This is a genomic window from Streptomyces sp. NPDC058086 (assembly GCF_042885015.1).
Taxonomy (GTDB): Bacteria; Actinomycetota; Actinomycetes; order Streptomycetales; family Streptomycetaceae; genus Streptomyces.
Genome location: NZ_JBHVST010000099.1, coordinates 19,296 through 41,386, shown reverse-complemented (window position 1 = coordinate 41,386; position 22,091 = coordinate 19,296). Strand labels below are relative to the sequence as shown.

At 69.4% G+C, this 22,091-nt stretch carries 20 protein-coding genes; 11 read left to right on the top strand and 9 right to left on the bottom strand.

From position 1 onward, the window contains the following. Positions 1-91: 91 nt before the first annotated feature. The 3 genes from ACFVWD_RS45520 to ACFVWD_RS45510 form a co-directional block, all read right to left on the bottom strand. Positions 92-1,033 (bottom strand): CU044_5270 family protein, encoded by a 942-nt coding sequence (locus ACFVWD_RS45520; RefSeq protein WP_389604068.1) that lies wholly within the window; start codon positions 1,031-1,033, stop codon positions 92-94. Beyond that, positions 1,026-1,682 carry an RNA polymerase sigma factor gene (locus ACFVWD_RS45515; RefSeq protein WP_389604066.1) on the bottom strand — a complete coding sequence of 219 codons (657 nt, stop codon included), beginning with the start codon at positions 1,680-1,682 and terminating at the stop codon, positions 1,026-1,028. The genes ACFVWD_RS45520 and ACFVWD_RS45515 overlap by 8 nt, the downstream gene beginning before the upstream one ends. 295 nt (positions 1,683-1,977) lie before the next feature. Continuing rightward, positions 1,978-2,514, bottom strand: coding sequence for a CbrC family protein (locus ACFVWD_RS45510; RefSeq protein ID WP_389604065.1), 537 nt, complete (start codon positions 2,512-2,514; stop codon positions 1,978-1,980). 158 nt (positions 2,515-2,672) lie between these two features. On the opposite strand from ACFVWD_RS45510, the gene ACFVWD_RS45505 reads away from it, so the two are divergent. Next, positions 2,673-3,476, top strand: coding sequence for a leucine-rich repeat domain-containing protein (locus ACFVWD_RS45505; RefSeq protein WP_389604063.1), 804 nt, complete (start codon positions 2,673-2,675; stop codon positions 3,474-3,476). Between the two features lie 41 nt (positions 3,477-3,517). Further along, positions 3,518-3,664 (top strand): hypothetical protein, encoded by a 147-nt coding sequence (locus ACFVWD_RS45500; protein ID WP_389604076.1) that lies wholly within the window; start codon positions 3,518-3,520, stop codon positions 3,662-3,664. A 16-nt stretch (positions 3,665-3,680) separates the two neighbouring features. Here the strand turns inward: ACFVWD_RS45500 and ACFVWD_RS45495 are convergent, their stop codons facing one another. Further along, positions 3,681-6,674, bottom strand: a complete 2,994-nt coding sequence (locus tag ACFVWD_RS45495; RefSeq protein ID WP_389604061.1) for a glycosyl hydrolase — start codon at positions 6,672-6,674, stop codon at positions 3,681-3,683. 249 nt (positions 6,675-6,923) lie between these two features. On the opposite strand from ACFVWD_RS45495, the gene ACFVWD_RS45490 reads away from it, so the two are divergent. Then, a complete protein-coding gene (locus tag ACFVWD_RS45490) occupies positions 6,924-7,616 on the top strand; it encodes a response regulator transcription factor (protein ID WP_389604059.1) in 693 nt (230 codons plus the stop codon). After that, positions 7,613-9,481, top strand: coding sequence for a sensor histidine kinase (locus ACFVWD_RS45485; protein ID WP_389604058.1), 1,869 nt, complete (start codon positions 7,613-7,615; stop codon positions 9,479-9,481). The genes ACFVWD_RS45490 and ACFVWD_RS45485 overlap by 4 nt, the downstream gene beginning before the upstream one ends. Before the next feature lie 221 nt (positions 9,482-9,702). On the opposite strand, the gene ACFVWD_RS45480 is transcribed toward ACFVWD_RS45485, so the two are convergent. From ACFVWD_RS45480 to ACFVWD_RS45465, 4 genes are all read right to left on the bottom strand, one after another. Then, positions 9,703-9,900: a putative Ig domain-containing protein gene (locus ACFVWD_RS45480; RefSeq protein ID WP_389604056.1), complete on the bottom strand. Its 198-nt coding sequence runs from the start codon at positions 9,898-9,900 to the stop codon at positions 9,703-9,705. A gap of 356 nt (positions 9,901-10,256) precedes the next feature. Then, entirely contained in the window at positions 10,257-12,158 is a 1,902-nt protein-coding gene (locus ACFVWD_RS45475) for an AMP-dependent synthetase/ligase (protein ID WP_389604054.1), read from the bottom strand. Positions 12,159-12,384: 226 nt separating this feature from the next. After that, positions 12,385-12,996, bottom strand: coding sequence for a restriction endonuclease (locus tag ACFVWD_RS45470; protein WP_389604074.1), 612 nt, complete (start codon positions 12,994-12,996; stop codon positions 12,385-12,387). Positions 12,997-13,223: 227 nt separating this feature from the next. Continuing rightward, positions 13,224-14,099: a carbohydrate kinase family protein gene (locus ACFVWD_RS45465; protein WP_389604073.1), complete on the bottom strand. Its 876-nt coding sequence runs from the start codon at positions 14,097-14,099 to the stop codon at positions 13,224-13,226. 465 nt (positions 14,100-14,564) lie between these two features. Between ACFVWD_RS45465 and ACFVWD_RS45460 the strand changes: the two genes are divergently transcribed. The 5 genes from ACFVWD_RS45460 to ACFVWD_RS45440 all read left to right on the top strand — a co-directional run bounded on the left by ACFVWD_RS45460 (position 14,565) and on the right by ACFVWD_RS45440 (position 20,147). After that, positions 14,565-14,897: a hypothetical protein gene (locus ACFVWD_RS45460; RefSeq protein ID WP_389604052.1), complete on the top strand. Its 333-nt coding sequence runs from the start codon at positions 14,565-14,567 to the stop codon at positions 14,895-14,897. 379 nt (positions 14,898-15,276) lie between these two features. Next, entirely contained in the window at positions 15,277-17,010 is a 1,734-nt protein-coding gene (gene kstD / locus ACFVWD_RS45455; protein WP_389604050.1) for a 3-oxosteroid 1-dehydrogenase, read from the top strand. 62 nt (positions 17,011-17,072) lie between these two features. After that, positions 17,073-17,591: a GNAT family N-acetyltransferase gene (locus ACFVWD_RS45450; protein ID WP_389604048.1), complete on the top strand. Its 519-nt coding sequence runs from the start codon at positions 17,073-17,075 to the stop codon at positions 17,589-17,591. A 176-nt stretch (positions 17,592-17,767) separates the two neighbouring features. After that, positions 17,768-19,438: an alkaline phosphatase family protein gene (locus ACFVWD_RS45445; protein ID WP_389604047.1), complete on the top strand. Its 1,671-nt coding sequence runs from the start codon at positions 17,768-17,770 to the stop codon at positions 19,436-19,438. A 115-nt stretch (positions 19,439-19,553) separates the two neighbouring features. Then, complete coding sequence (locus ACFVWD_RS45440) at positions 19,554-20,147, top strand: DinB family protein (protein ID WP_389604045.1); 594 nt, start codon at positions 19,554-19,556, stop codon at positions 20,145-20,147. Between the two features lie 38 nt (positions 20,148-20,185). On the opposite strand, the gene ACFVWD_RS45435 is transcribed toward ACFVWD_RS45440, so the two are convergent. Continuing rightward, positions 20,186-20,608, bottom strand: a complete 423-nt coding sequence (locus ACFVWD_RS45435) for a hypothetical protein (RefSeq protein WP_389604044.1) — start codon at positions 20,606-20,608, stop codon at positions 20,186-20,188. A 260-nt stretch (positions 20,609-20,868) separates the two neighbouring features. Between ACFVWD_RS45435 and ACFVWD_RS45430 the strand changes: the two genes are divergently transcribed. Both ACFVWD_RS45430 and ACFVWD_RS45425 read left to right on the top strand, forming a co-directional pair. After that, the gene (locus ACFVWD_RS45430) at positions 20,869-21,426 is read left to right on the top strand and encodes a DinB family protein (RefSeq protein ID WP_389604042.1); all 558 of its coding nucleotides are present in this window, start codon (positions 20,869-20,871) and stop codon (positions 21,424-21,426) included. Positions 21,427-21,518: 92 nt separating this feature from the next. After that, positions 21,519-22,070: an NUDIX hydrolase gene (locus ACFVWD_RS45425; RefSeq protein WP_389604071.1), complete on the top strand. Its 552-nt coding sequence runs from the start codon at positions 21,519-21,521 to the stop codon at positions 22,068-22,070. Positions 22,071-22,091 lie beyond the last annotated feature (21 nt).

The following is a 22,091-nucleotide window of genomic DNA, read 5'->3' as shown; positions in this document are numbered from 1 at the left end:
CCAAGCTCTCGACTCCGCTCGAGCAGGGGGGACCCCCATGACGCCGCAGGGCCCGCCCTCCGGGCGGACGACGGGAATGTGACGACAGGACCTAGGGGCGTTGGCCAATGCGGTCGACCACGGCGATCTGCTGGAGGCCCTTCGTTTCGAAATACGGGTTGGTCTCCTGCCACTGACCGTGCACCAGCTTGACTGTGCTGCCTTTCAGCCGCATGCCCAGATATACGTAGGTGTCGCGGTCGAAGAGGAAAGTGAAGTCGATGCCGGGGTAGGACACCCCAATTCCGCGGCGGCCGAGGATGTCCACCTCATCTCGGTCGACGCGCACCCGCGGGATGCCGGCGAGTGCCCCGAACGCGGCAGCCTGAAGCCCTGGCGGCATCACCCGCGGTCCCTGCATGAGTAGACATGCGTCGAAGAACGCGTCTCGGTCCGTCTGCGGAGTGCTCTTCTGTCCGTGGCGGAGCGTTTCGAGGAGCTTGTCAGGGTCTGTGGGCAACTTCTTGAGTTTGGCGTAGACAGTGGGCGGCCACCGCACTTCATGCTTACTGAGCGGCGGGTCGTGGTGGACTTTCCCGTACTCCTGCCGGAAAGAGGGCTTGGAGCCGTCGACCGACATCCAACTCTCGTCCGTCCAGGTGCGTGTTCTGCCGCCCTTCCGGGGTGTCCGTGCGATGTAGGTCCTGGTGTAGAAGTACTGGTCGTCGCGCGGGATGGGCAGCCGGCTGCGGTCGGCTCTTGAGGCGTCCGCAGCCTTCTGGAGGATCTGAGCTGCGCTGAGCATGGTGAGGTTAGGCGTGCCCTCACTGTCGCCGTCTCTCGTGACCGCGACGGCGATACCTGCCGCGGCTGTGGCGGCAGCGCCGACGAAGGCGCCGCGCAGAACGAGGCGTCGGGAGAGTCGGCTTCTCGTGCTCTGACGCGTTTCGTGGTCGATGGCGCCGAGCAGGCGGGCCCGAGCCGCGGCGCGTGCCCGTGGAGTGAGCTGGAGGTTGTCGGCTTCCCATTCCCGCAGCTCAGTGAGGTCATCCATGATCGTGCTCCTTTTGGAGTGCAGCCGTGGAGGGGGCATCCTGGGCGCCCACTGTCTTGCGTAGTTGCGCACGTGCCCGGTGCAGGCGTGAGCGCACGGTGCCGATGGGAATGCCCAAGGACTCTGCGGTCTCCGCGTAGTCGAGGTCACCCCAGGCGACGAGGAGCAGCACGTCACGGTGACGGGCGGGCAACCTGGCGAGCGCGCCCGCCAGTGCTGCCGAGGAGCGTTCGGCGCTGACTTTCTCGGCGACTCGGTCCTCCATGGGCTCGCTTTTCTCGCTCTCCTCGCTGGATGCCAGGGAGGCCGCACGTGACATCGCACGCAAGCGCCGGGCCTCGGCTCGCCGGTGGCGTCCGACGAGGTTGGTCGCGATGCCGTAGAGCCATGGACGTGCTTGGGTCTGAGAGAGGTCGTAGCGACGACGCTGCTGGAACGCGATCACAAACGTCTCGGCCATCAGATCGTCGGCCGCATCGACGCCCAGCCGCCTGGCGACATAGCGGTGGATGTCGCCGGCGTGGCGGTCGAACAGCACGGCGAAGACGTCCGGCGTCTCCCAGGACTCCTTGACGACCAAGGCGTCGGAGGCAGGCTCGTTGTCGTCCCGGGTGCCGTGCCAGGCACCGATGCCCGGCGAGAGCGTCACCAGTTGCCTCTTCGGTTCATGTACTTCCCTTGAAGTCGTTCGCGTGGACACCAGTGGTTCGCCGATGGCCTCGCACGAGTTCCACATCCGCGATGTGATGTGAGCCACATGTGAGATGGATGTGTGTGGTCGGCTCGCTGCGGGAGCGGCCGATCGCGTCGATCACCTCGCGGTGTTCGCGCCACGGCGTGGCGCCCCGCCCATCACGAAGTCGGCACCGACTCCCGTCGTGGGAGTGGCACTGACGCCGTTGGCGGAGCCCCGTGGTCTGCCAGGACGCGGGCGGCGTGAAAGCCTATGTAAAGTCCGAGTACGCGAGGTGAGTTGCGCAGACGCGGCATCGGAAGAGGTAGGCGGTGGGCTGGCCGTCCCTGTCCAAAGTGCTGAGGTGGTGCTCCACTTCGTCCGGAGGCCATCCCCAACCGCCGGCCTCCTTTCGGAGCGTCTCGATCGCGTCGGGACGGGCGGCGAGTTCGGCGGCCCCGACCGCGCCGAGGAACGCCGCACCGTCTCCGCAGTGGAAATACCACTGAGGTTCCTGCCATGCGGTAAAACCCGGCGTACGGCTGTCCACCGCCACGAATACCTCGATCGGTACGTCCTCGCCGACAGCCCCTCCGGTAAAACTGGCCTCGTAGCGGCCGGCAGCTGTTCCATCCGCGATGCACCATGGGCAGAGCCGATCGGCAAGGTCGTCGATGGAGTAGACGGGGCCTGTGTAGATGTATCCGCGTGCTTGCCCGCAACAGACGCACATCGTGTCGGACGGCAGGATCGCGCCCGTGGCCATGGGATCGGGATGGTAGGGGAATTCAGGCAGCGGCTCCGTCACAACCAGCGACCGTAACAGCTGCCGCGGCCACCCGAGCAGCGGGCAAAGCCCAAGCTCAGCTGGGGGTTTGACCTGCCTACTGCCGAATTCGCTGGGTAAGTCGAGTGAAGCGCCCGTATGTTGGCGCCATCACGAATGAGGCGGAGCGGGAGGTCTTCGTGAACCGTCGGAGCGATACATCGAGCCCGGAGCCGAACCCGAACCCGAATCCGAACCCGGTTGGACGTGAGTCCTCCCGGGACGTCTGCCGCTGCTTCGACCAGGTCAACTCCCATCCGCGCGCTCGCGTCGGTTTCCACACCGAACTGCAGGACACCTCGGCCCCCGGCTGGCAGCATCTGCTCGCGCTCATCGACGAGGCGGCCGCCGACGGTCGGGAGGAGTTCCGTCCGCTCGTCGAGCTCAGCCCCCAGGAACGGCGGCAGATCGTCACCCTGCCGCCGACCATCGTCAAGCTGACGGCGGTCAAGCACCTCATGCTCTACGGCAGCAACCTCGTCCGCATCCCGCCCGAGATCGGGGCGATGACCAGCCTGGAGGAGTTCACCCCGTACACCTCCTACCGACTGCACTGGTTCCCGTACGAGATCACCAGATGCACGAGGCTCACCAGGAGCACGGTGAGTACGCGGACTCTGTTCGGCAACTACAGGCTGCGGCCCCCCTTTCCGCGGCTTCAGTCTGCCGGGAGTTCGGTCGTCGGACTCGATACCGACGACCTGGACCCACGCCGCTGGGGCACGACAGCCATCTCCTCATGCAGCGTTTGTGACCGCGCGGTCGAGCTCGGCGGGCTCCACCCGGTCTGGATCTCGCTGCGGGTGGCCACGGACGTTCTGCCCCTGCTGGTCAACGCGTGTTCGGCGCGGTGTGTGGCCGCACTTCCCCTGCCACCCGAGGGCTACGTCCAGTCAGCGCACACAGGCGGCCGGGTCGGCCAACCCTCGGCCGACTGGGACTGACCGGCAGACGACCCGGTCCCGGTCGAACCGCTCCGGCGCTCTTGACCAGGCCCGCCCGCCGCACCGAGGGCGCCGACGGGGAGGGGTTCGGGTTCGGTGACGTCGAGTACGGCGTCGATGCGGCCGCTCACCAGCTCGGACAACTCCGCGTCCTCGGCTTCACCGGCATCGAGGGCGGCCCCGGGTGACGGGGCCGCGGTGCGGTCAGCCGATCCGTGCCTCGCCATACGGCACCAGCCGCACCGGCCCGAGCAGCCCGTATGCCTGCCGCGCCGTACCGCCGTAGACCGCGGGGTCGCTGACCCGCAGCCGATTGGAGAGCGGAGTGGCGACCTCGACCTCGATGACATTGACCCCGCGCCTGAGCAGGTCGCCCAGGTCCACCACCGGATGGATCTGGTCCACGGGGTCAAGGCGGTGGCCGTTCACGGTCACACGGCAGGTGTCGGTCACGGTGCCCAGTTCCAGGCGGGCGCCGTGGTCGCCGGTCCAGCCGTCGTCGAGGGTGACCGTGGTGCGGTAGCGGCCGATTCCGGAGACGTCCGCGAGTTCGGTGATCTGCGACCAGGGCAGCAGCGTGTCGAGGGTGAGTTCGTGCTCGACGACGGTGGTGCGGTAGGCCGTGTCGCCGGGCCGCCAGTCCTGCACGTACAGCTGCCAGGAGGCGAGATCCAGCGGCGCGGGGACGCTCTTGACTGTCGTCCGCACGGTGCGGCCGGAGGAGAGGACGGTGCTGTACGTCCCTGCCGCGGTCGCCCGGACGACGAGTCCGGCGTCGGTGAAGCGCACCTCGTCCGCCTCGCTGTCGACCGCGTGCGGACGCCTGCCGGTGCGGTCGCCGAAGAGACCGGGGCGGCCGAGGGCCAGGATCTGGGTCTCGGCGGGCTGGAGGGTGACGCGAGCGGTGACGGTGTCGCCGTCTGCGGTGTAGCGGGCGAGGCGCTGGGCCTTTCCGGTCCACGGGTCGAGGAGGTAGGGCACGGCGCCCGCGGTCGTGCGGCGCAGGGTGACCTCGTGGTCGATCGCGGCCACCGGCGGCTTGACGGTCTCGGCGTGCTTGCCGTTGCACAGGTAGTAGTAGTCGACGCCGTCGGCCACACGATGGGCGTTGAGCAGGGTCGACGAGGTCGCGTACCGGACGTCGGGCGGCACTCCGAGGTCGGCGAGAGCGGTGGGGACGGCCGACTTGTCGGCGATCTGGCGGACCAGCGGCTGGGCCAGCAACTCGGCCACCACGGAACGCAGTTCGTCGCTCTCGCCGCTGTCCGGGACGCCGGGCGGCACGACGGTGTCCCAGGCGCCGAGCAGTACGACGGGCAGTCCGGCGCGGGCGAGGCGCACCAGGGCGCGGGCGTCGGACAGCGCCAGGGTGACCGTGGAGCCGTAGAAGAAGTCGCCCTCGACGAACAAGACCTTGTACGCCGGGCCTTCGGGTGCGAGGCGCCCGTGGCGCACGGTGGCTGCGGGCAGGTCGAGCAGCGGCCCGCTGAGGAACTGGTGGGTCCAGCCCAGGGGGATGCCCGTCGCGGTGAACCAGGAGGCGCCGATGCCGGTGGCGGTGTACCCGGTCTGCCGGAACACCGCGACGTCGATGCGCGGACGGCCGGTCTGCAACACCTGGTGAACCCGGCCCAGATACCCCGACACGTCCGCGGCGTGCCGCCAGGTCGGATGCCGCGGGCCCCAGGACTCTCCATAGCCGACCGTCCCCTTGTAGGGGGTGAAGGCGGCGTATCCGGGCCAGTTCACGCCCGGCAGCTCGGCGTAGGAGAAGCCGTGGACGACCGTCTGGTTGACTCCCGCTGCGTAGGCGCCGCCCATGGTGCGCAGGAACTTCTGCCAGGTCGTGTTGTACGCGCCGCCGGCGTAGGCGCCCGCCTCGCAGGACAACACGGTGTGCCCCGCCATGTCCCGGCCGCCCGCCAGGCAGCGGTAGTCGTCGAGGTTCTTGAAGCCGAGGGATTCGCCCTCGGGGATGTCCAGGAGCGCGGCCGATGCGATCGCGTCGGTCTGGAGACCGTAGGGCTGGGAACGCAGTTCGAGGCCGAGGGAGTGGGCCCAGGTGCGCAGGGCCGTCACATGGTGCCGGTTGAAGAGGACGGACACCGTCTCCCAGAAGTCGTGCCGGATCTGCCGGGTGACGGCGGCTTCGAACGCGAACACCTGGCTGCCGTGGTTGAGGATCACGGCGGCCAGCAGCGGCAGCAGGGAGCGGCCGGTGTGGGCGAGGAACGCGTCCGGGAGGGCGGGCGTCCACTGGAGCCCGTCGGTCTCCAGCTCGATGGAGTCCTCGAACAGCGCCCCGCCGGAGACCTTGAGTAGACGCCGGACGGTGGGGGAGAGGAGGTGGGACTCCCAGAAGTCGGTCACCGCGCGTGTGCCGGCCGGGCTGAAGTGGTCGACCACGTACGCGGCCGGGGCGGTGTGCGGGCCGCCCTCCGGAGTCTGTCCGCAACCGCGTACCCAGTAGGAGACGATCACCCAGCTGCCGTCGTCGGGCGCGGTCCAGGTGAGCGTGCCGTCGGTGACGGCGCCGGTGAGGTCCCGGACCGAGTCCAGGTCGAGCCCCGTCTCCTTGCGGCTGGAGTTCGCGGTGTTCACCCGGGCGGCCTGGACCAGGAGCAACTGCTGCCGGGTCACGCCCGCGGCGGCGGCGTAGACCGGAGCCGGCACCGGACCGGAGTAGACGCCTCCCGCGGTCAACGTGGCCGTTCCGTAGGCGAGTTCCTTGACCGCCGCCTCGCTGTCCGGCGTGATGCCGGGGACCGCCGCCGGCCAGCTGGGGCCGATGGTCAGATCGATGGTGAGGCCGCGCCGGGCCGCCTGGCCCAGTGCCGCCTCCACTCCCGCCACCCACGCGGCGCTGCCCCAGCCGTGCCGCGCGGTGTCCAGGACCGAGGGGTCCGTGACGCTGTGATGGACCGCGGCTATCTCGGCCCCGCCGAAACCGGCGTCGGCGATCTGATCGATCTCCCGTCTGATCTCGTCGGGCTGCACGAGGCCGTCGGGCCACCACCAGCGGAACTTCGGCCGCACCGCGTGCCCGGGCGTCGCGAACGGCAGACCCGCGGCGGCCGCGGCCCTCGCGGGTTCGGGCAGGCTCCAGTCGAGCGCGCCGACCGCCGCCGTGGCGACGGCGACCGAGAGGAGAGTGCGGCGGGGGAGTCCCGAACGGTGGGCCGGGGTGTCGTTGCTCATGGATCTCGTCCACTCTCTCGGAGGGCAGCACAAACAGGACCCCTGAGGGGCCACGCTTTTGAATCGTTTAAATCCTCCGGGAAGCTACGGCCCCGGATCGGAGAGCGTCAAGATCCGTGCACACCTTCGACACCGGTCGTGTCGGGTGGCGTGCCTGAGCTTCGCAGGCGGACATCAGGAAGTTGTCAGGGTGTGGGAAGCCCCTCGCGCCGCTCTTTTCCCCGGGTGCAGGCGCTTACTATCGGCCGCGTGTGCGCACATGTGCTGGTCGCTGAGGATGACGAGAAACAGGCGGAGCTGATACGCCGCTCACTGCTTCAGGAGGGACATACCGCGACCGTGGTCCACGACGGCGGGGCCGCGCTCGACGAGGTACGGAGGCACAAGCCCGACCTCGTCGTCCTCGACCTGATGCTGCCGGTGATCGACGGCTTCGGAGTGTGCCGGGTGCTGCGCCGGGACGACGACATCCCCGTCCTCATGCTCACCGCCCGCTCCGCCGAGGAAGACCTCCTGCTCGGCCTGGAACTCGGCGCCGACGACTACATGACCAAGCCGTACAGCCCGCGCGAGCTGATGGCCCGTATCCGCACGGTCCTGCGGCGCAGCGGGCGCCCGGCCGACGAGCAGGACCGGGCCGTACGGGCCGCCGGAATCACCGTCGACCCGGTCCGGCACGAGGTGCACTGCGACGGCGCGCGCGTGGAGTGCACCCCCGGCGAGTACGAGATCCTGCGCGCCATGACGGCGGAGCCCGAGCGGGTCTTCTCCCGGCGGCAGTTGCTCCAGTGCACCCGCGGCATCGACCGGGCCTCCACCGAACGGGCCATCGACGTGCACATCATGAACCTGCGCAAGAAGATCGAGCCCGATCCCCACAGACCGGTGCGGCTGCTCACCGTGTTCGGCGTCGGGTACAAGCTCAGCGGTGGGCGCGGGTGAGCTCCGGCATACCGCTGCGCAAGAGGCTGCTCGTACGGCTGATGATCACCTCGGTTCTCATCGCCCTCTGCTCGGTGGCGGCGACGGCGTGGCTCGCGGTGCAGACGACGACCCGCGCCATCCGGGAGGAGCAGGGACAGGCCCTCGCCGACGACACGGACATCCTCCGGCAACTCAGCGGATACGCCGCCACCCATCCGAGCTGGTCGGGCGTCCAGGCCACCCTGCGCCGGCTGTCGGCCGCCACGGGGCGACGGATCGCGCTGACGACGGCGGACCGTACGCCGATCGCCGACTCCGCCAAGTCCCGCACCGCCCTGCCGCCCGGGGCCGCCGCCACCGTCGACCCCCTGCACACCGACACCTACTCGGAGCCCGGGGCCCAGCTCAGCGGCATCGACCCGCGCGCGGTGGGGCCCTACCGGCTGACGTCCCTGGAGCGGGCACGGCTGGGCAAGCTGGCGACGGTGCGGCAGAAGTGCGCCGCGCGCAACGGCGTCGACACCACGATCACCTGGACGCCGAGCGGTCGGCCCGTCCTGTCGGACGAGAACGGGATCCTCCCGAACTCGACCGTGCCTGACGTGTGCGCGGACGGACAGCTCAACACCCTGACGCACACCGAGGAGAGAGCGGTGGCCAGGCTGTCGAGCCTCGCTGAGGCGTGCCTGCGGCGCAAAGGCCTTGCTCTGCCCGCGGAGGGGTTCATCTCGCTGGAGTTCTCCGGCCAGGCCCCGCAGCCGCAGTTCGCTCTGGGGAGGAAGAACCCGGGCGGTCATCCCACGGCGATCGAGGCCAAGGGGAACGGGTGCATCGCCGAAGCGCGTCGCGAACAGCTCGACCCCGATGTCGCGCCCGTCGCCGAGCTGTTCCTGGGCACGGGGGACAGCGCCGTCCCGCACTTCGACATGTCGAACGCCAACAAGGCCAAGGTGGTCGGAGTCACCGGGCTCGTGCTGGCCCTCACCGTGGCCGTGACCGCGCTGGTCGCCACCCGGCTGGTACGCCCGTTGCGCGCGCTCACGCAGGCCGCGCAGCAGCCGTTGGAACAGCATGTACGGGTGCCCGTCACCACCCGCGACGAGACGGGCATCCTGGCGGTCGCGTTCAACGAGCTGACCGAGCGCCGGGAACGGATGGAGGCCCAGCGCAAGGCGATGGTCAGCGACATCGCGCATGAACTGCGCACCCCACTCACCAACATCCGTGGCTGGCTGGAGGTGACCCGCGACGGCATCGTCGACCCCGATCCGGATCTGCTCGCCTCCCTGCACGAGGAGGCGGTGCTCCTCCAGCGGGTCATCGACGATCTCCAGGACCTCGCGGCGGCCGACGCGGGCACCCTCGCGCTGCACCGCGAGGCCGTCCGCGCCGACGAGCTGCTCGAACAGGTCGCGGCGGCGCACCGGGTGGGCGCGGAGTCGGCGGGCATCGGGCTGCGCACGGGGACGGACGGGACGTTCGCGCCGGCGGGGAGCGGGACTCCGTGGCTCGACGCGGATCCGGTGCGGATGCGGCAGGCGCTCGGCAACCTGGTGTCCAACGCGATCCGGCACACACCGGACGGCGGCACGATCACCCTCTCCGCCCGGGAGGAGGAAGGCCAGGTCGTCCTCGGGGTGGCCGACACCGGCAGCGGTATCGCCGCGGAGGATCTGCCCAGTGTCTTCGACCGGTTCTGGCGGGCCGAGAAGTCCCGCAGTCGGCGCACCGGCGGCAGTGGGCTCGGCCTGTCCATCGTCCGCCAGCTCGTGGCGGCCCACGGCGGTACCGTCGCGGTGACGAGTGAACTCGGCGCCGGTTCGGTCTTCACCCTGAGGCTGCCCCGCACCGACCCTCCGGTCGACGCGGACGAGCTCCGCTGACCTGCGCAGGGTGGTGCCGGCGGTACCAGGATCCGCGTTCCCCCTCACAGGAGGGATCTGGTTGCCCCGACGTCCTGGGAGCACTGTGGTCACATGAACACCACCAGGATGCCGGGGGCCAGAATCCGTGTCACGCCCCTGCGGTCCCTCGCGGGACGCACCTATGTCCCGCGCCGCGGAAGAAGTGGAAGAGGCGCAGAGAGGTCACGAGGGTCGGAAAGTCAGGCTCCGGCTGTCCAGGTAGCCGGGGGCGACGATGAAGATGCCGGGGGTGCTGCCCGTGACGCGGAGTTCTCGATGGAGACGGCCGGTGTGAAGGCACCGGCCGTTGTCGGCGTGCCGGGGATCAGCCCGGTGACCGGGGCGATCGACAGACCGGTGGGCAGGCCGGCGGCGGAGTAGGCGAGGCTGCTCGGCATTGCCGACGGCCTCGCAGGCGTCACCGGTCACCCCGAACAGGCCGGCGGTGGCCTGCAAGACGGCGGTGCGGGCGCCCGCGTGGTCGTTGTTCCCGGTCATGTAGCGGGTCAGGCCCGGCACCAGACGTTGGTGGCCCCTCGGGGGCGGCGTCGTCCGTCTTCCTCGACTTCGCGTCCGCCAGGGCCGACCTCCTCGCCGTCGCAGCCGCCACGGCGGCCTTGGTGGTCGGTACGGACAGCGTCGCCGCCGAGGCGACCAGCGCCGACACGCGATCGTCGCGCCGGCCGCCACGTGTCGCCGGACGGAGGTGGCACGGCCACCTCCCGACCGTGGGAAGTGGCCGATGCGGAGTTCGTCACCGGAATACGTTGTCGGAATCGTCCCAGATCGAGGGCTCGCTCGGCGTGTACTCCCGCGGGACCCTCGACGAGGTCTGGTACATCGCGTCGATCTCGGCGGCGAAACGCCGTGAGATGGCGTCCCGGCGCAGCTTCATCGACGGGGTCAGCAGGCCGTTGGTCTGGTCGAAGGGTTCGGAGAGAACACGGAACACCCGGATGGACTCGGAACGGGAGACAGCGCTGTTGGCCGCGGCGACGGCGCGTCTGACCTCCTCCCGCAGCTCGTTCTCCTCCCGTGCGTCCCGTGTCGACGCGCCCCCCTTGGACCAGACCCCGCGCCAGTGCGCGAGGAAGTCGGGATCAAGGGTGATGAGGGCGCCCACACACGGCCGGTTGTCTCCCACGACGACCGCCTGATGGATCAACGGGTGGACGCGCAGCCGCTCTTCGAGGGCCGCGGGAGCCACGCTCTTGCCGCCGCTCGTGATGATGACGTCCTTCTTGCGGCCGGTGATGGCCAGATACCCCTCGGCGTCGAGGCGCCCGAGGTCGCCCGTCGCCAGCCAGCCGTCCTGGAACGCGGCGTACGTCGACGGGGGATCGTTGACGTAGCCCTGGAACACCGAGGGCCCCCACACCAGGATCTCCCCGTCCTCGGCCACCCGGATGTCCGTACCGGGCAGGGCGCGGCCGACCGTTCCGAACTTCTCGCGCCCCACGGGCTGGGCCGTGATGCCGCCGCTCGTTTCGGTGAGTCCGTAGCCGTCGTGGATGGCGATCCCGATGCCCGCGTAGAAGAGGGCGAGTTCACGGTTGAGCGGGGATCCGCCCGACACCGCGCCGCACACTCGTCCCCCCAGCGTGGCCCGCAGCTTCCGGTAGACGGTCTTCTCGTAGAGCGTGTGCTGCAGGCGCAGGTCGAAGCCGGGGCCGGGGCCGGTGCCCAGTCGCTGGCGTTCGGCGGCCGCGGCGAAGTCCTTCGCCGTCTGGACGGCACGCTCGAACAGGGCTCCGCGGCCCGTCCGTTGCGCGGTACGCAGGAAGTTCTTGTAGATCTTCTCGAAGACGAACGGAACGGCGTAGAGATAGGTCGGGCGGAAGGAGAGGAGCGCCGCGGAGAGCGTCTCCTCGCTGAGATCGGGCTCGTGTCCCAGCAGGATGCCGCCCCGCAGACAGAGCCCCTGGACCATGATGCCGTACACGTGCGAGAAGGGCAGGAAGGCGAGGATGGCGGGCTGCTCACCGGGGGGAGCAGCCGTGTGTCTCCAGCCCTCGAGGAGGGTGTCGCAGGGGCTGGCGAGGTTACGGTGGGTGAGGGCACAGCCCTTGGGGTGCCCCGTCGTACCGGAGGTGTAGGCGATGACCGCGGTCGAGTCGGGCAGCACGATGCGGCGCAGCGAGTCCACCGTCGTCGTCGGGATCGCCCGGCCCCGCTTGACCAGCTGCGCCAGGGCCCCGGTGTCCAACTGCCAGACGTGGCGCAGCGACGGGAGCGACGCGCATGCCGAGCCGACCGTCATGACGCCCTGCTCGTCCTCGACGACCACGGCGACACAGCCCGCGTCCTGAAGGATCCACGCGACCTGCTCGTGCGACGAGGTCGGGTAGATCGGCACGATCTCGGCGCCCACCGTCCACAGCGCGTAGCTGAGCACGGTCCACTCGTAGCGCGTACGTGCCATGACGGCCACCCGGTTCCCCGGGCGCAGGCCGGACACGACCAACCCCCGGGCCAGGTCGACCACTTCGTCCCACAGCTCGGCCGCGGTCACCGTCGTCCAGATGCCGGGATCGTCGTCGAGGCGACGCGCGATCTGTGGCAGATCCGGCTCGCGGCGAGCCGTTTCGAAGAGGCTGTCGGCGAGTCCACCCTGCATCACAGTCGCAGCCGGTGAAGGATTTTCGAACGCGTGCATCGCCGCTCCAGAATTCTCCCCGACATGACCCCACCGAGGGGCTCCGGTGCCGAGGATTCACGAATCTAGCCCAGTCCGGCCACGACTGTGCCGGATTCAGGCAGCAGTTCTTCTACCGATGAGGTTACGGTCGGATCAGGGACCTCCCACGCTCGGGAGCCGGTCATGGATGAGCTCCGTGAGCGGGTGGGCAGGGGTGGTCGCGCGGTGGCGCGCTCACCCCCGGTCAGGACGGGGCGGTCGGTCTGCGGGGCGGCGGCAACGCCCGCAGCAGCTCCCACAGCGGCTGAGATCCGGCCGCCCAGGAGGCGAGTATCCGGCGGTCCACGAGATGCAGGCGCTGCTGCTCGGCGAAGTCCCGGGCGGGCATGGTGATCCGCCCGTTGGTCACCATGACCGCCACGTCGGCCAGGTGCACGGGACGGGCGGTGCCGTTGAGGACCTGTAGGTCCGGCGTGCCCACCGCGGATCCGCGCTCCCCGTCGCGACGGTGCTTGCACTGGATCACCCAGCGCCGCCCGAACGGATCCGTCGCCTTCACATCCGCGCCGAGATCACCGCGCCCACCGACCCGGGCCGCGTCCGGGCAGCCGTCCCGGCGCATCAGCTCCCGTATCGCCTGCTCGAACTCCTGGTGGTGCAACGCGTCCAACTGCGCGATCGCGTACCGCAGCCCGCGCGCTCGTACCTCCTGCCAGTGCGCACGATCCCGGCGCAGGCGCAGCCAACCGGCGCACCCGAGCCCGGCGAGCACCGCGGCGACGACGGCCACCCACCAGTGGTCCGCGAGCCATTGGACCAACGCCACCACCAGCGCGACAGTCGCGACCGAAGCCACCACCAACCCCAACAGCCTTGCCTCTGCCTGCTGTTGACGCCTGCTCGGCCGCCGGGTGCGCCGCCTGACGGGCGACCGCCGCCGTGTCACCGGACACCGCGCTTCACCGGACGCCGTGCTTGACATAAAGACTGGCCCCCCGCACTTCTGCCCCCCTGATCAAGCACTTCCTGTTGCACCACCCATCATGGCAACCGCCACTGACATCGAGCAGGGGCGGCTTCCGGTCATGCGCGGCTCAGGAGCGCCTCCCGGGAGATGAGGGCGGTCGAGCCCGGTGCCGTACAGGCGTGGGCACCCGCGATCGCCCCGAGCCGGGCGCACTCCCTGACGTCCCGGCCGGCGAGCCTGCCGTACAGGAAGCCGCAGACGTACGCGTCACCCGCGCCGTTGGAGTCGACCACCGGAGCGGACGGGACGGCCGCCGGAATGTGCAGCGGATCGGGGCCGCCGTCTTGGGTGAGGACGTAGGAGCCTTCCGCGCCCGCCGTGGCGACCACCGTGCGGGCCCGCCCGGCGCGGAGGATCTCCCGCATCAGCGCGGGGGTTTTGTCGCCCACGCCCGCCGCGCTGAAGAAGACGAGATCGGAGCGGAGGGCGAACTCCCGATGGTGGTCCGCGAGACCGTCCCAGTCGTGCAGATCGGTGGAGACGGGGACGCCGAGATCCTCGATGTCGTCGTAGAGGAAGCGCCCGAAGTTCATGATGGAGAGGTGGACGTGGCGGGCGCGCCGCAGCCGCGGGAGGTAGAAGTCCCGGGGCATCCGCAGATCCGCCGGGTCGCGGCTGTCGTAGAAGGACATCCGACGGCCGGACGCGTCCACCAGGTTGACCGCGCGCCGCGTTCCGGCGGGGGAGATCAGCGGGAGGAACTCGACACCGCCCTTGGTCATCCGCTCGCGCACCTGTGCGCCGATCCAGTCGTCGCCGATGCAGTCGAGCAACCCGACCTTGAGGCCCAGCGCCCGGGCGCCCAGGGCGACGTTCCCTCCGGTGTGACCGGGCCACTCCTCGATCGGGCCGACATGGACGGAGTCGGCAAGCGGGACCGGCAGGGAGTCGACGCGGACGATGGTGTCCACGCCGCTGCCGCCGATCACCAGGACGTCGTATTTCCCGTAGTCGTCGTATGCGCTGTGCTGGTCGCTGTCGCCGTTCTGATTGTTTCCCGCGTGCTGTGGGGTCACAGATCCATCTGTCCTCTCCTTCCCCGCCGTTCCCAGTATGACGGGCGACCCCACAACGCGGCGGACAGTCGTCGAGGCCGGGGGAACTGGGCAGTGCTGCCGCTCTCCTGGGGCGCGTACGCCCAACTGTCGGTCGGCCCCGCGCGGACCGTCGGCCGCCGTGGGCGTCCAACGCACCCGCAGTTACTTGAATTTGGAGTAATCTCATCCGTCATTTGGGCTGGTTCTCCGAAGTCTGCGGAACGCTAGAAGCAGGAAACTCCGGAGGAGCTTCAGAAGCCTCGTTGAGCGCGCGCATCGATTACACCTTCCGTGATACGCCTATTTTCGTATTCCGGTCCTTATTCGCTTCGGAGAGACTGGCTTCCTAGGAATAGGGGGGTGAACAAGGTGACTGCGGCAGCGGATCTACTGGTCGACATCGGACCTTGCGACGATGACGCGTACCTTTTTCTGAACGGTCGGCTGATTGTTCAGACCAGTCTGGGTGAGGTTCGGCGCTTCCAGCGGGAAATGCCTGACGGTTCGTACAACTTCCGCCTGCAGGTGATCAACTCGGGCGGCTGGGCATGGCGGGCCAAGCTGATTCTCACCATCAACGGGACCACGTTGACGAATGTCAACGAGGTGGGCGGAAGCGGGTTCTACACGGGAGAGGTGTACGAGCATGAATGGCAATGCCGGATCGAAGACGGGAAGCTTGTCGAATTCTGACGAGAGCCCGTAATCAGTCCGCTGTGACATCCGTTGTGCCATTCGTCGAAAAACTACTTTTGTGGGGGCGGCATCAAGGTGCCGCCCCCACACGCATGGCCGGACGGCGGACAGGGGGTGGCCCCGACCGACGGAACGGCTGCCGACCGCCCGGCGTAGCCCTTGACTTCACAAGACCACCGCGCGACATTCCTGACTCCGCATCAGAACCGGGACGCCGAAGACCCGTTGCTTCCCGGGGCACAGCACGCTCGCCCATTCCTTCGCCCGGCTGGAGCGCCCTGCCATGTCCACAAACGCGGACCCTGCGAGACGTACCGAAGCCTCCTCTGCGTATTCCACCGCTTCCACCTCCGGACCCGGCCCATCGCGTCGACGGGTGCTCGGCGCGGCGACGGGAGCCGGGCTCGCGCTCGCGGCCGGTCTGCCAGGTGCCGCGGACGCGGCCGACCTGCCTCTCCTCGGCACGTACGACGTGGTGGTGATCGGTTCCGGAGCGGCGGGGATGACCGCCGCGCTGACGGCCGCGAAACAGGGGCTGAGCTGCGTCGTCGTCGAGAAAGCACCCACGTTCGGGGGATCGGCGGCGCGTTCCGGCGCGGGCGTCTGGATCCCGAACAACCCGGTGATCCTCGCCGCGGGGGTGCCGGACACCCCGGCGAAGGCCGCCACCTACCTCGCGGCCGTGGTCGGCCCCGACGTCTCCGCCGCACGCCAGCAGGCCTTCCTCGGCAGCGGCCCCGCCATGATCTCCTTCGTCATGGCCAACAGCCCGCTCCGTTTCCGCTGGATGGAGGGGTACAGCGACTATTACCCCGAACTCCCCGGCGGACTGCCCGGCGGCCGCTCCATCGAACCCGACCAGCTCGACGGCAACATCCTCGGTGCCGAACTCGCCCATCTGAACCCGTCGTACATGACCGTACCGACCGGCATGGTCGTCTTCAGCTCCGACTACAAGTGGCTCACGCTCGCCGCGGTCAGCGCGAAGGGTGCCGCCGTCGCCACCACCTGCCTGGCCCGCGGCACGCAGGCGGCCCTCCTCGGCCAGAAGCCCCTCACCATGGGCCAGTCGCTGGCGGCCGGTCTGCGTGCCGGACTGCTCGCGGCCCAGGTTCCGGTGTGGCTGAACACCCCGCTCTCCGACCTGTACCTGGAGAACGGAACCGCCACGGGAGCCCTGGTCACCAGGAACGGCACCCCGGGACTGATCAGAGCCCGGCACGGGGTGATCGTCGGATCCGGCGGCTTCGAGCACAACGCGGCCATGCGCGAGCAGTACCAGCGACAGCCCATCGGCACCGAGTGGACGGTCGGCGCCAAGGAGAACACCGGCGACGGTATCCAGGCGGGGCAGCGGGCCGGCGCGGCGCTCGACCTGATGGACGACGCATGGTGGGGCCCGGCCATCCCGCTGCCCGACCAGCCGTACTTCTGTCTCGCCGAACGCACCCTGCCCGGCGGGCTCCTCGTCAACGCCGCCGGCGCGCGCTTCGTCAACGAAGCGGCCCCCTACAGCGACGTCGTGCACATCATGTACGACCGTGACAGCAGCGCCCCCGACATCCCGGCGTGGCTGATCGTCGACCAGAACTACCGCAACCGCTACCTCTTCAAGGACGTGCTGCCGACCTTCACGTTCCCCGACGCGTGGTACACGTCCGGCGCCGCACACAAGGCGTGGACCCTCGACGCCCTGGCAGCACAGATCGGCATGCCCGCCGCCGCCCTCCGCACCACCGTCAACCGCTTCAACACCCTCGCCCTGAACGGCAACGACCCCGACTTCCACCGCGGCGACAGCACCTACGACCACTACTACACCGATCCCGCGATCCTCCCCAACTCATGCCTGGCGCCCCTGTGGCTGGCCCCCTTCTACGCCTTCAAGATCGTCCCGGGTGACCTGGGCACGAAGGGCGGCCTGCGCACAGACGCCCGGGCGCGCGTCCTGCGTCCGGACGGATCCGTCATTCCGGGCCTGTACGCCGCCGGAAACGCCAGCGCGGCCGTCATGGGCCACAGCTACGCGGGCGCGGGTTCGACGATCGGCCCGGCGATGACCTTCGGCTACATCGCGGCGTTGGACATCGCGGCCGGCGCGGGCACCTGAAGGATGCGCAGGGCTCCAACGGACCGAGGGGCGGCCGACCGTGGGCGTGTGATGCTGGCGTCATGACTGATCAACGCGAGATTGTCGTCATCCGCCGGCCATGTCAGAGCGGTTCCGTCGACGAGGGGCTGGCCGCATTGTTGGCGGCCTACCACCTACAGACCCAGGCCGAGAAGGGCGAGGACGTTACCGATGTCAGCGGGCTGCCGGACCGCTATCGCGCGGAAGTCCTGGGCCCGGGGGCCGCGTTCGTCGACGATGTCGTGCTGGTGGCGCTGAGCGGGGACACCGCGGTGGGCTGCCTGGTGGTGACCGCCCCTGTCGGCGGGCGGTCGGAGGTCAAGAGGCTCTGGACGGACCCGGCCTCGCGGGGCCGGGGCATCGCGTCCGAACTGGTCGGAGCCGCTCTGGCGCACGCCAGGGAAAGCGGTGTCAGCACGGTGCAGCTGTCGGTGTGGAAGTGGCGATCGGGCGCCATCGCCCTCTACGAAAGGCTCGGTTTCACCGTGACCGAGTCATGGGACGAGCGGGAGCAGTTGGTGTGCATGGAGCGCGTCCTGGGAGCCGATGCGGCCCCCTGAGGGGAGCTCGCGGGAACCCATGGGAACTCGGGCGCCAGGCAGCCTTTGCTTGCACAGTTGCGTTTCTTGGGCATTACGGGACACGCGAGTCCGCTTCCGTACATGTTGTGCGTCTCCTATGTCGGTGCATGGTTCGCAGGTTTCACCTGCTCCGCACAGCCAGAGGAGAACGACCCGTGTTCCGACGTCCCACCCGTCCCGTCACCGCGGCTGCCGCCGCGCTCGCAGCCGTCGGCGGCCTCACCGCCACCGCCACCGCGGCCACACCCGCCGCCACACCCGTCTCCGCGCACTCGCGCGCGCACGTCGCGCGCCACGTCCTGCTGTTGTCGGTCGACGGCCTGCACCAGTCCGACCTGGCCTGGTACGTCGCGCGTCACCCGGAGTCAGCGCTCGCGCGGCTCGCCACCGGTGGGGTCGAGTACACCCACGCGAGGACCACCGACCCCTCCGACTCGTTCCCCGGCCTGGTCGGCCAGCTCACCGGCGGGAACCCGGGCACCACGGGCATCTACTACGACGACGGCTACAGCTCCGCCCTCCTCCCGGCCGGAACGACCCATTGCGCGGGCGCCAAGCCCGGCGCCGAGGTCGACTTCACCGAGGACCTCGACCGCGACAAGGACTCCATCGACGCCGGCCAGGGGCTCGCCGGTCTGCCCGGCAGCATCCTCAAGATGACCGGTGCCGCCCGCGGCCTCATCGACCCGTCGAAGCTGCCGGTCGACCCCAAGACCTGCAAGCCGGTGTATCCGCACTCGTATCTGAAGGTGAACACGGTCTTCAACGTGGTCAGAAAGGCCGGACTGCGGACCGCTTGGTCCGACAAGCACGTCGCGTACGAGATCCTCAACGGCCCCTCCGGCAACGGCGTCCAGGACCTGTTCGCGCCCGAGATCAACAGCCAGGCGATCGGCTACCCGGCCGGGACGGACTGGACGAAGGACAACGCGGCGACGGAGCAGTACGACGGATACAAGGTGCAGGCCGTCCTCAACGAGATCGACGGCTACGACCACGGCCACACTCACAAGACCGGCACCCCGGCGGTCTTCGGCATGAACTTCCAGTCCGTCTCGACCGCTCAGAAGCTGCCCGCCTCCGAGGGGCTGACAGGCGGCTACGCGGCGAAGGGTGTCCCCGGTCCGCTGCTGGCCAAGAACCTGGCCTTCGTGGACCAGGAGGTCGGAGCGTTCCTCACCGAACTGCGCAAGCAGCACCTGGACGGCAGCACGACCGTCATCCTCTCCTCCAAGCACGGCCAGTCACCGACCGACCCCAAGGCCCTGACCCGCATCGACGACGGCCCCCTGCTCGACGGCCTCAACGCCGCATGGAAGAAGGCCCACCCGGGCGCGGGTGACCTGGTCGCCCACTCCGTGGACGACGACGCCATGCTCATCTGGCTCAACGACCGCTCGCAGGCCGCCACCGCCTTCGCCAAGGCGTACCTGCTCGCCCAGTCCGGCACCGGCAACGACATCGCCGGCAAGGCCAAGCCCTTCACCGCGAGCGGCCTGAAGACCCTGTACGCCGGTGCGGCGGCCGCCCGGTACTTCCACGTCGAGCCGGGCGACGCGCGCGTGCCGGACCTGTTCGGCATCGCCCGGTACGGCGTCGTCTACACCGGCGGCAAGAGCAAGATCGCCGAGCACGGCGGCGCCCACGCCGACGACCTCGACGTCCCGCTCGTCGTCTCGGGCGCCGCCACCCCGCACGGCGTGCGCGTCAGCGGCCCGGTGGAGACCACGCAGATCGCCCCGACGATCCTGCGACTGCTCGGCCTCAGCCCCCGGGCCCTGGACGCCGTGCGCGTCGAGCACACCGCGACCCTGCCGGTGCGCTGACGCCACCCCGACGCTCCCACGACGGGACCGCCGTCATGACGACGGTCCCGTCAGAGTCCTTGGACCCCGACCAGGCCCTGCCGGACTGTCAGTGGTGGCTGCGAGACTGTTGGACATGATCGAGTCGAATGCGAAGGCGGATCTTCTCCGCTATCTGCAAGCCGCCCGCGACGCCCTGCTGTGGAAGCTCGACGGGCTGTCGCAGTACGACATCCGCCGTCCGCTGACGCCGACCGGAACGAATCTGTTGGGGCTGGTCAAACACGTCGCCGGAGTGGAACTGGGGTACTTCGGCGACACCTTCGGGCGGCCGTTCTTCGAAGAGCCGCCGCTTTGGTTCACGGCCGGCGCCGAGCCCAACGCGGACATGTGGGCCGACGCGGACGAGTCGCGCGAACAGATCGTCGGACTCTATCGCCAGGCCTGGAAGCACTCGGACACCACGATCGAGACCTTCGCGCTTGACGCGATCGGTCGTGTGGCGTGGTGGCCCGAGGACCGAAGAGAGGTGACGCTGCACCACGTCCTGGTGCGCGTGATCGCCGACACCCACCGGCACGCGGGCCACGCCGACATTCTCCGGGAGTCCATCGACGGGGCTACCGGGATGTGGGAAGGGAACGACAGCATGCCGTCGGGCGATCGGTCGTGGTGGGACAGTCATGGAAGCCGACTGGAGCGCGTCGCGCGGGAGGCCGGCCGCGACTGACGCCGCCCCACCGAGCCGGAACGCCTCGATCTCGGAAGTCAGTTCCACAGGGGAAGGTCGACCCATTGCCCGAATCCGTCCGGCTTCCCACTGGGGTAGACGAGGCTCAGCTGGGTGTAGTGCGACAGATCGGGGTGCTTCTTCCAAGGCTGCGGGGCGTTGAGCCGCACGATCACCGGGTACGAGTGGAATTTGCCCGCGGCGCAGTACGGCTTGCAGTCGTTCACCACGTTGAAGCCCTCGGCCACCGCGGAGTCCGGGTGCCACTGAGACCAGCGGAGCGAGGTGAGGCGGCTGTTGCCGTCACCGCACGCGAGAATGAAATCGGTGGGGCGCACCTGCGCGTGCCAGAAGCAGTCGACCATCACGGGCTGTCCCGCCTGGCGCTGCACGGTGGGCGTGGACGGCGGTGACGGAGCTGGGGCGGAGGAAGCTGTTCCCGCGATTGCTGCGAGCGACACAGCGGCACAGAACGTCACCGCTGTCCTCACTGTGCGTCTTGGCATGTTCGCTCCCAGTCGCAATCTCTTTCGACCAGCAGGCCCGGTGCCGGGTCCGCCCCTTCTCGCGGCGGTCGGCTCCTGTATCGACGCTACGACGCTGTCGGAGGATGCACCACTCGCACGGAGTAACGCGTGCTCCCTCCCAGCGACGAGGCACCGGACGTCGACATCACACCGCCGTCACCACCGTCACCGGCGAACCCCGAAGGAGAGACAGCATGAGTACGACCAATCCGCGGAGGCGGGCCGCCATGTTCGTCGGAGACGACGACGATCCCCGGCTCGGTGCTCCCTCGACCGGCGAAGAGCGAGCCATGCTCAGCGGATTTCTCAGGGCCCAGCGGACGACGCTGGAGCTGAAGTGCGCGGGTCTGGAAAGGGAGTTGGCCCGACGCTCCGTCCAGCCCTCCACGCTCTCGCTGCTCGGACTCGTACGCCATCTCGCCGACGTGGAGCGCCGATGGTTCCGTCAGGTCCTCGCCGGTCAAGACGCGCCGCCACGCTTCTCGTCGCCGGATGAACCCGACGGCGACTTCGACGGCGCGGTTTCCGATCCCGACCTTGTGACCGAAGGGTGGCAGGCATGGCGCGCCGAGGTCGCGTTCGCCGACGCCCTCACCGGGGACGCGCCCCACCTCGACATCACGGGCAAGGACGCATGGCGTGGGACGGTGTCGTTGCGCTGGGTGCTGATCCACATGATCGAGGAATACGCCCGTCACAACGGACACGCCGATCTCCTCCGTGAACGTATCGATGGGGCGATCGGCGTCTGAGGAGTTGATCTCGCAGCTTGTGCCACCACACCAAGTCGGCCGTTGAACCGGGCGTGTCGTCAGCCCAGCGGTTCTGTGACGGCGTGTCCGCCGTGGGAGAGATGGTGGAGCGAGTGGATGAGCAGGACCACACACTGGGGGTGGTGGATCGAGGCGAGGCCATCCGCCGAAGGTGGCTGCACCGGGTTGCCACCACCGTCTGCCGCGCCCCTGACGGTCGGATCCTCGTCCATCGACGCCCCGATCACGTTTCCCGCTTCCCCGGCCAGTACAACTGGCTGGTCGGTGGTGCCGTGGGCGTGGGCGAGACCTATCCGGCAGCCGCCTCACGCGAACTCGCCGAAGAACTCGGGGTCCACACTCCGACGCGGTTCCTCTTCAAGTACCTGTGCCGGGGCGTCATCAGTCCGTACTGGCTCGGCCTGCACGAGGCGGTTCTCAACGAACCGGTTGTACCGGATCCCTCGGAAGTCGCCTGGCACGCCTGGCTCACCCCGGTTGAGCTGCGCGCTGCGATGCACGACACGACGTTCGTCCCCGACGCGCGCGACGCGTTCGACCGGTACCAGGCGGAGAAAGCGGGTCCACGCGGTTCCTTGCCACGGCACTCGGCGCTCCCACCGCGTCCCGAACGCTCACCCTGACCGCTCCCGACTCGGCCTGTG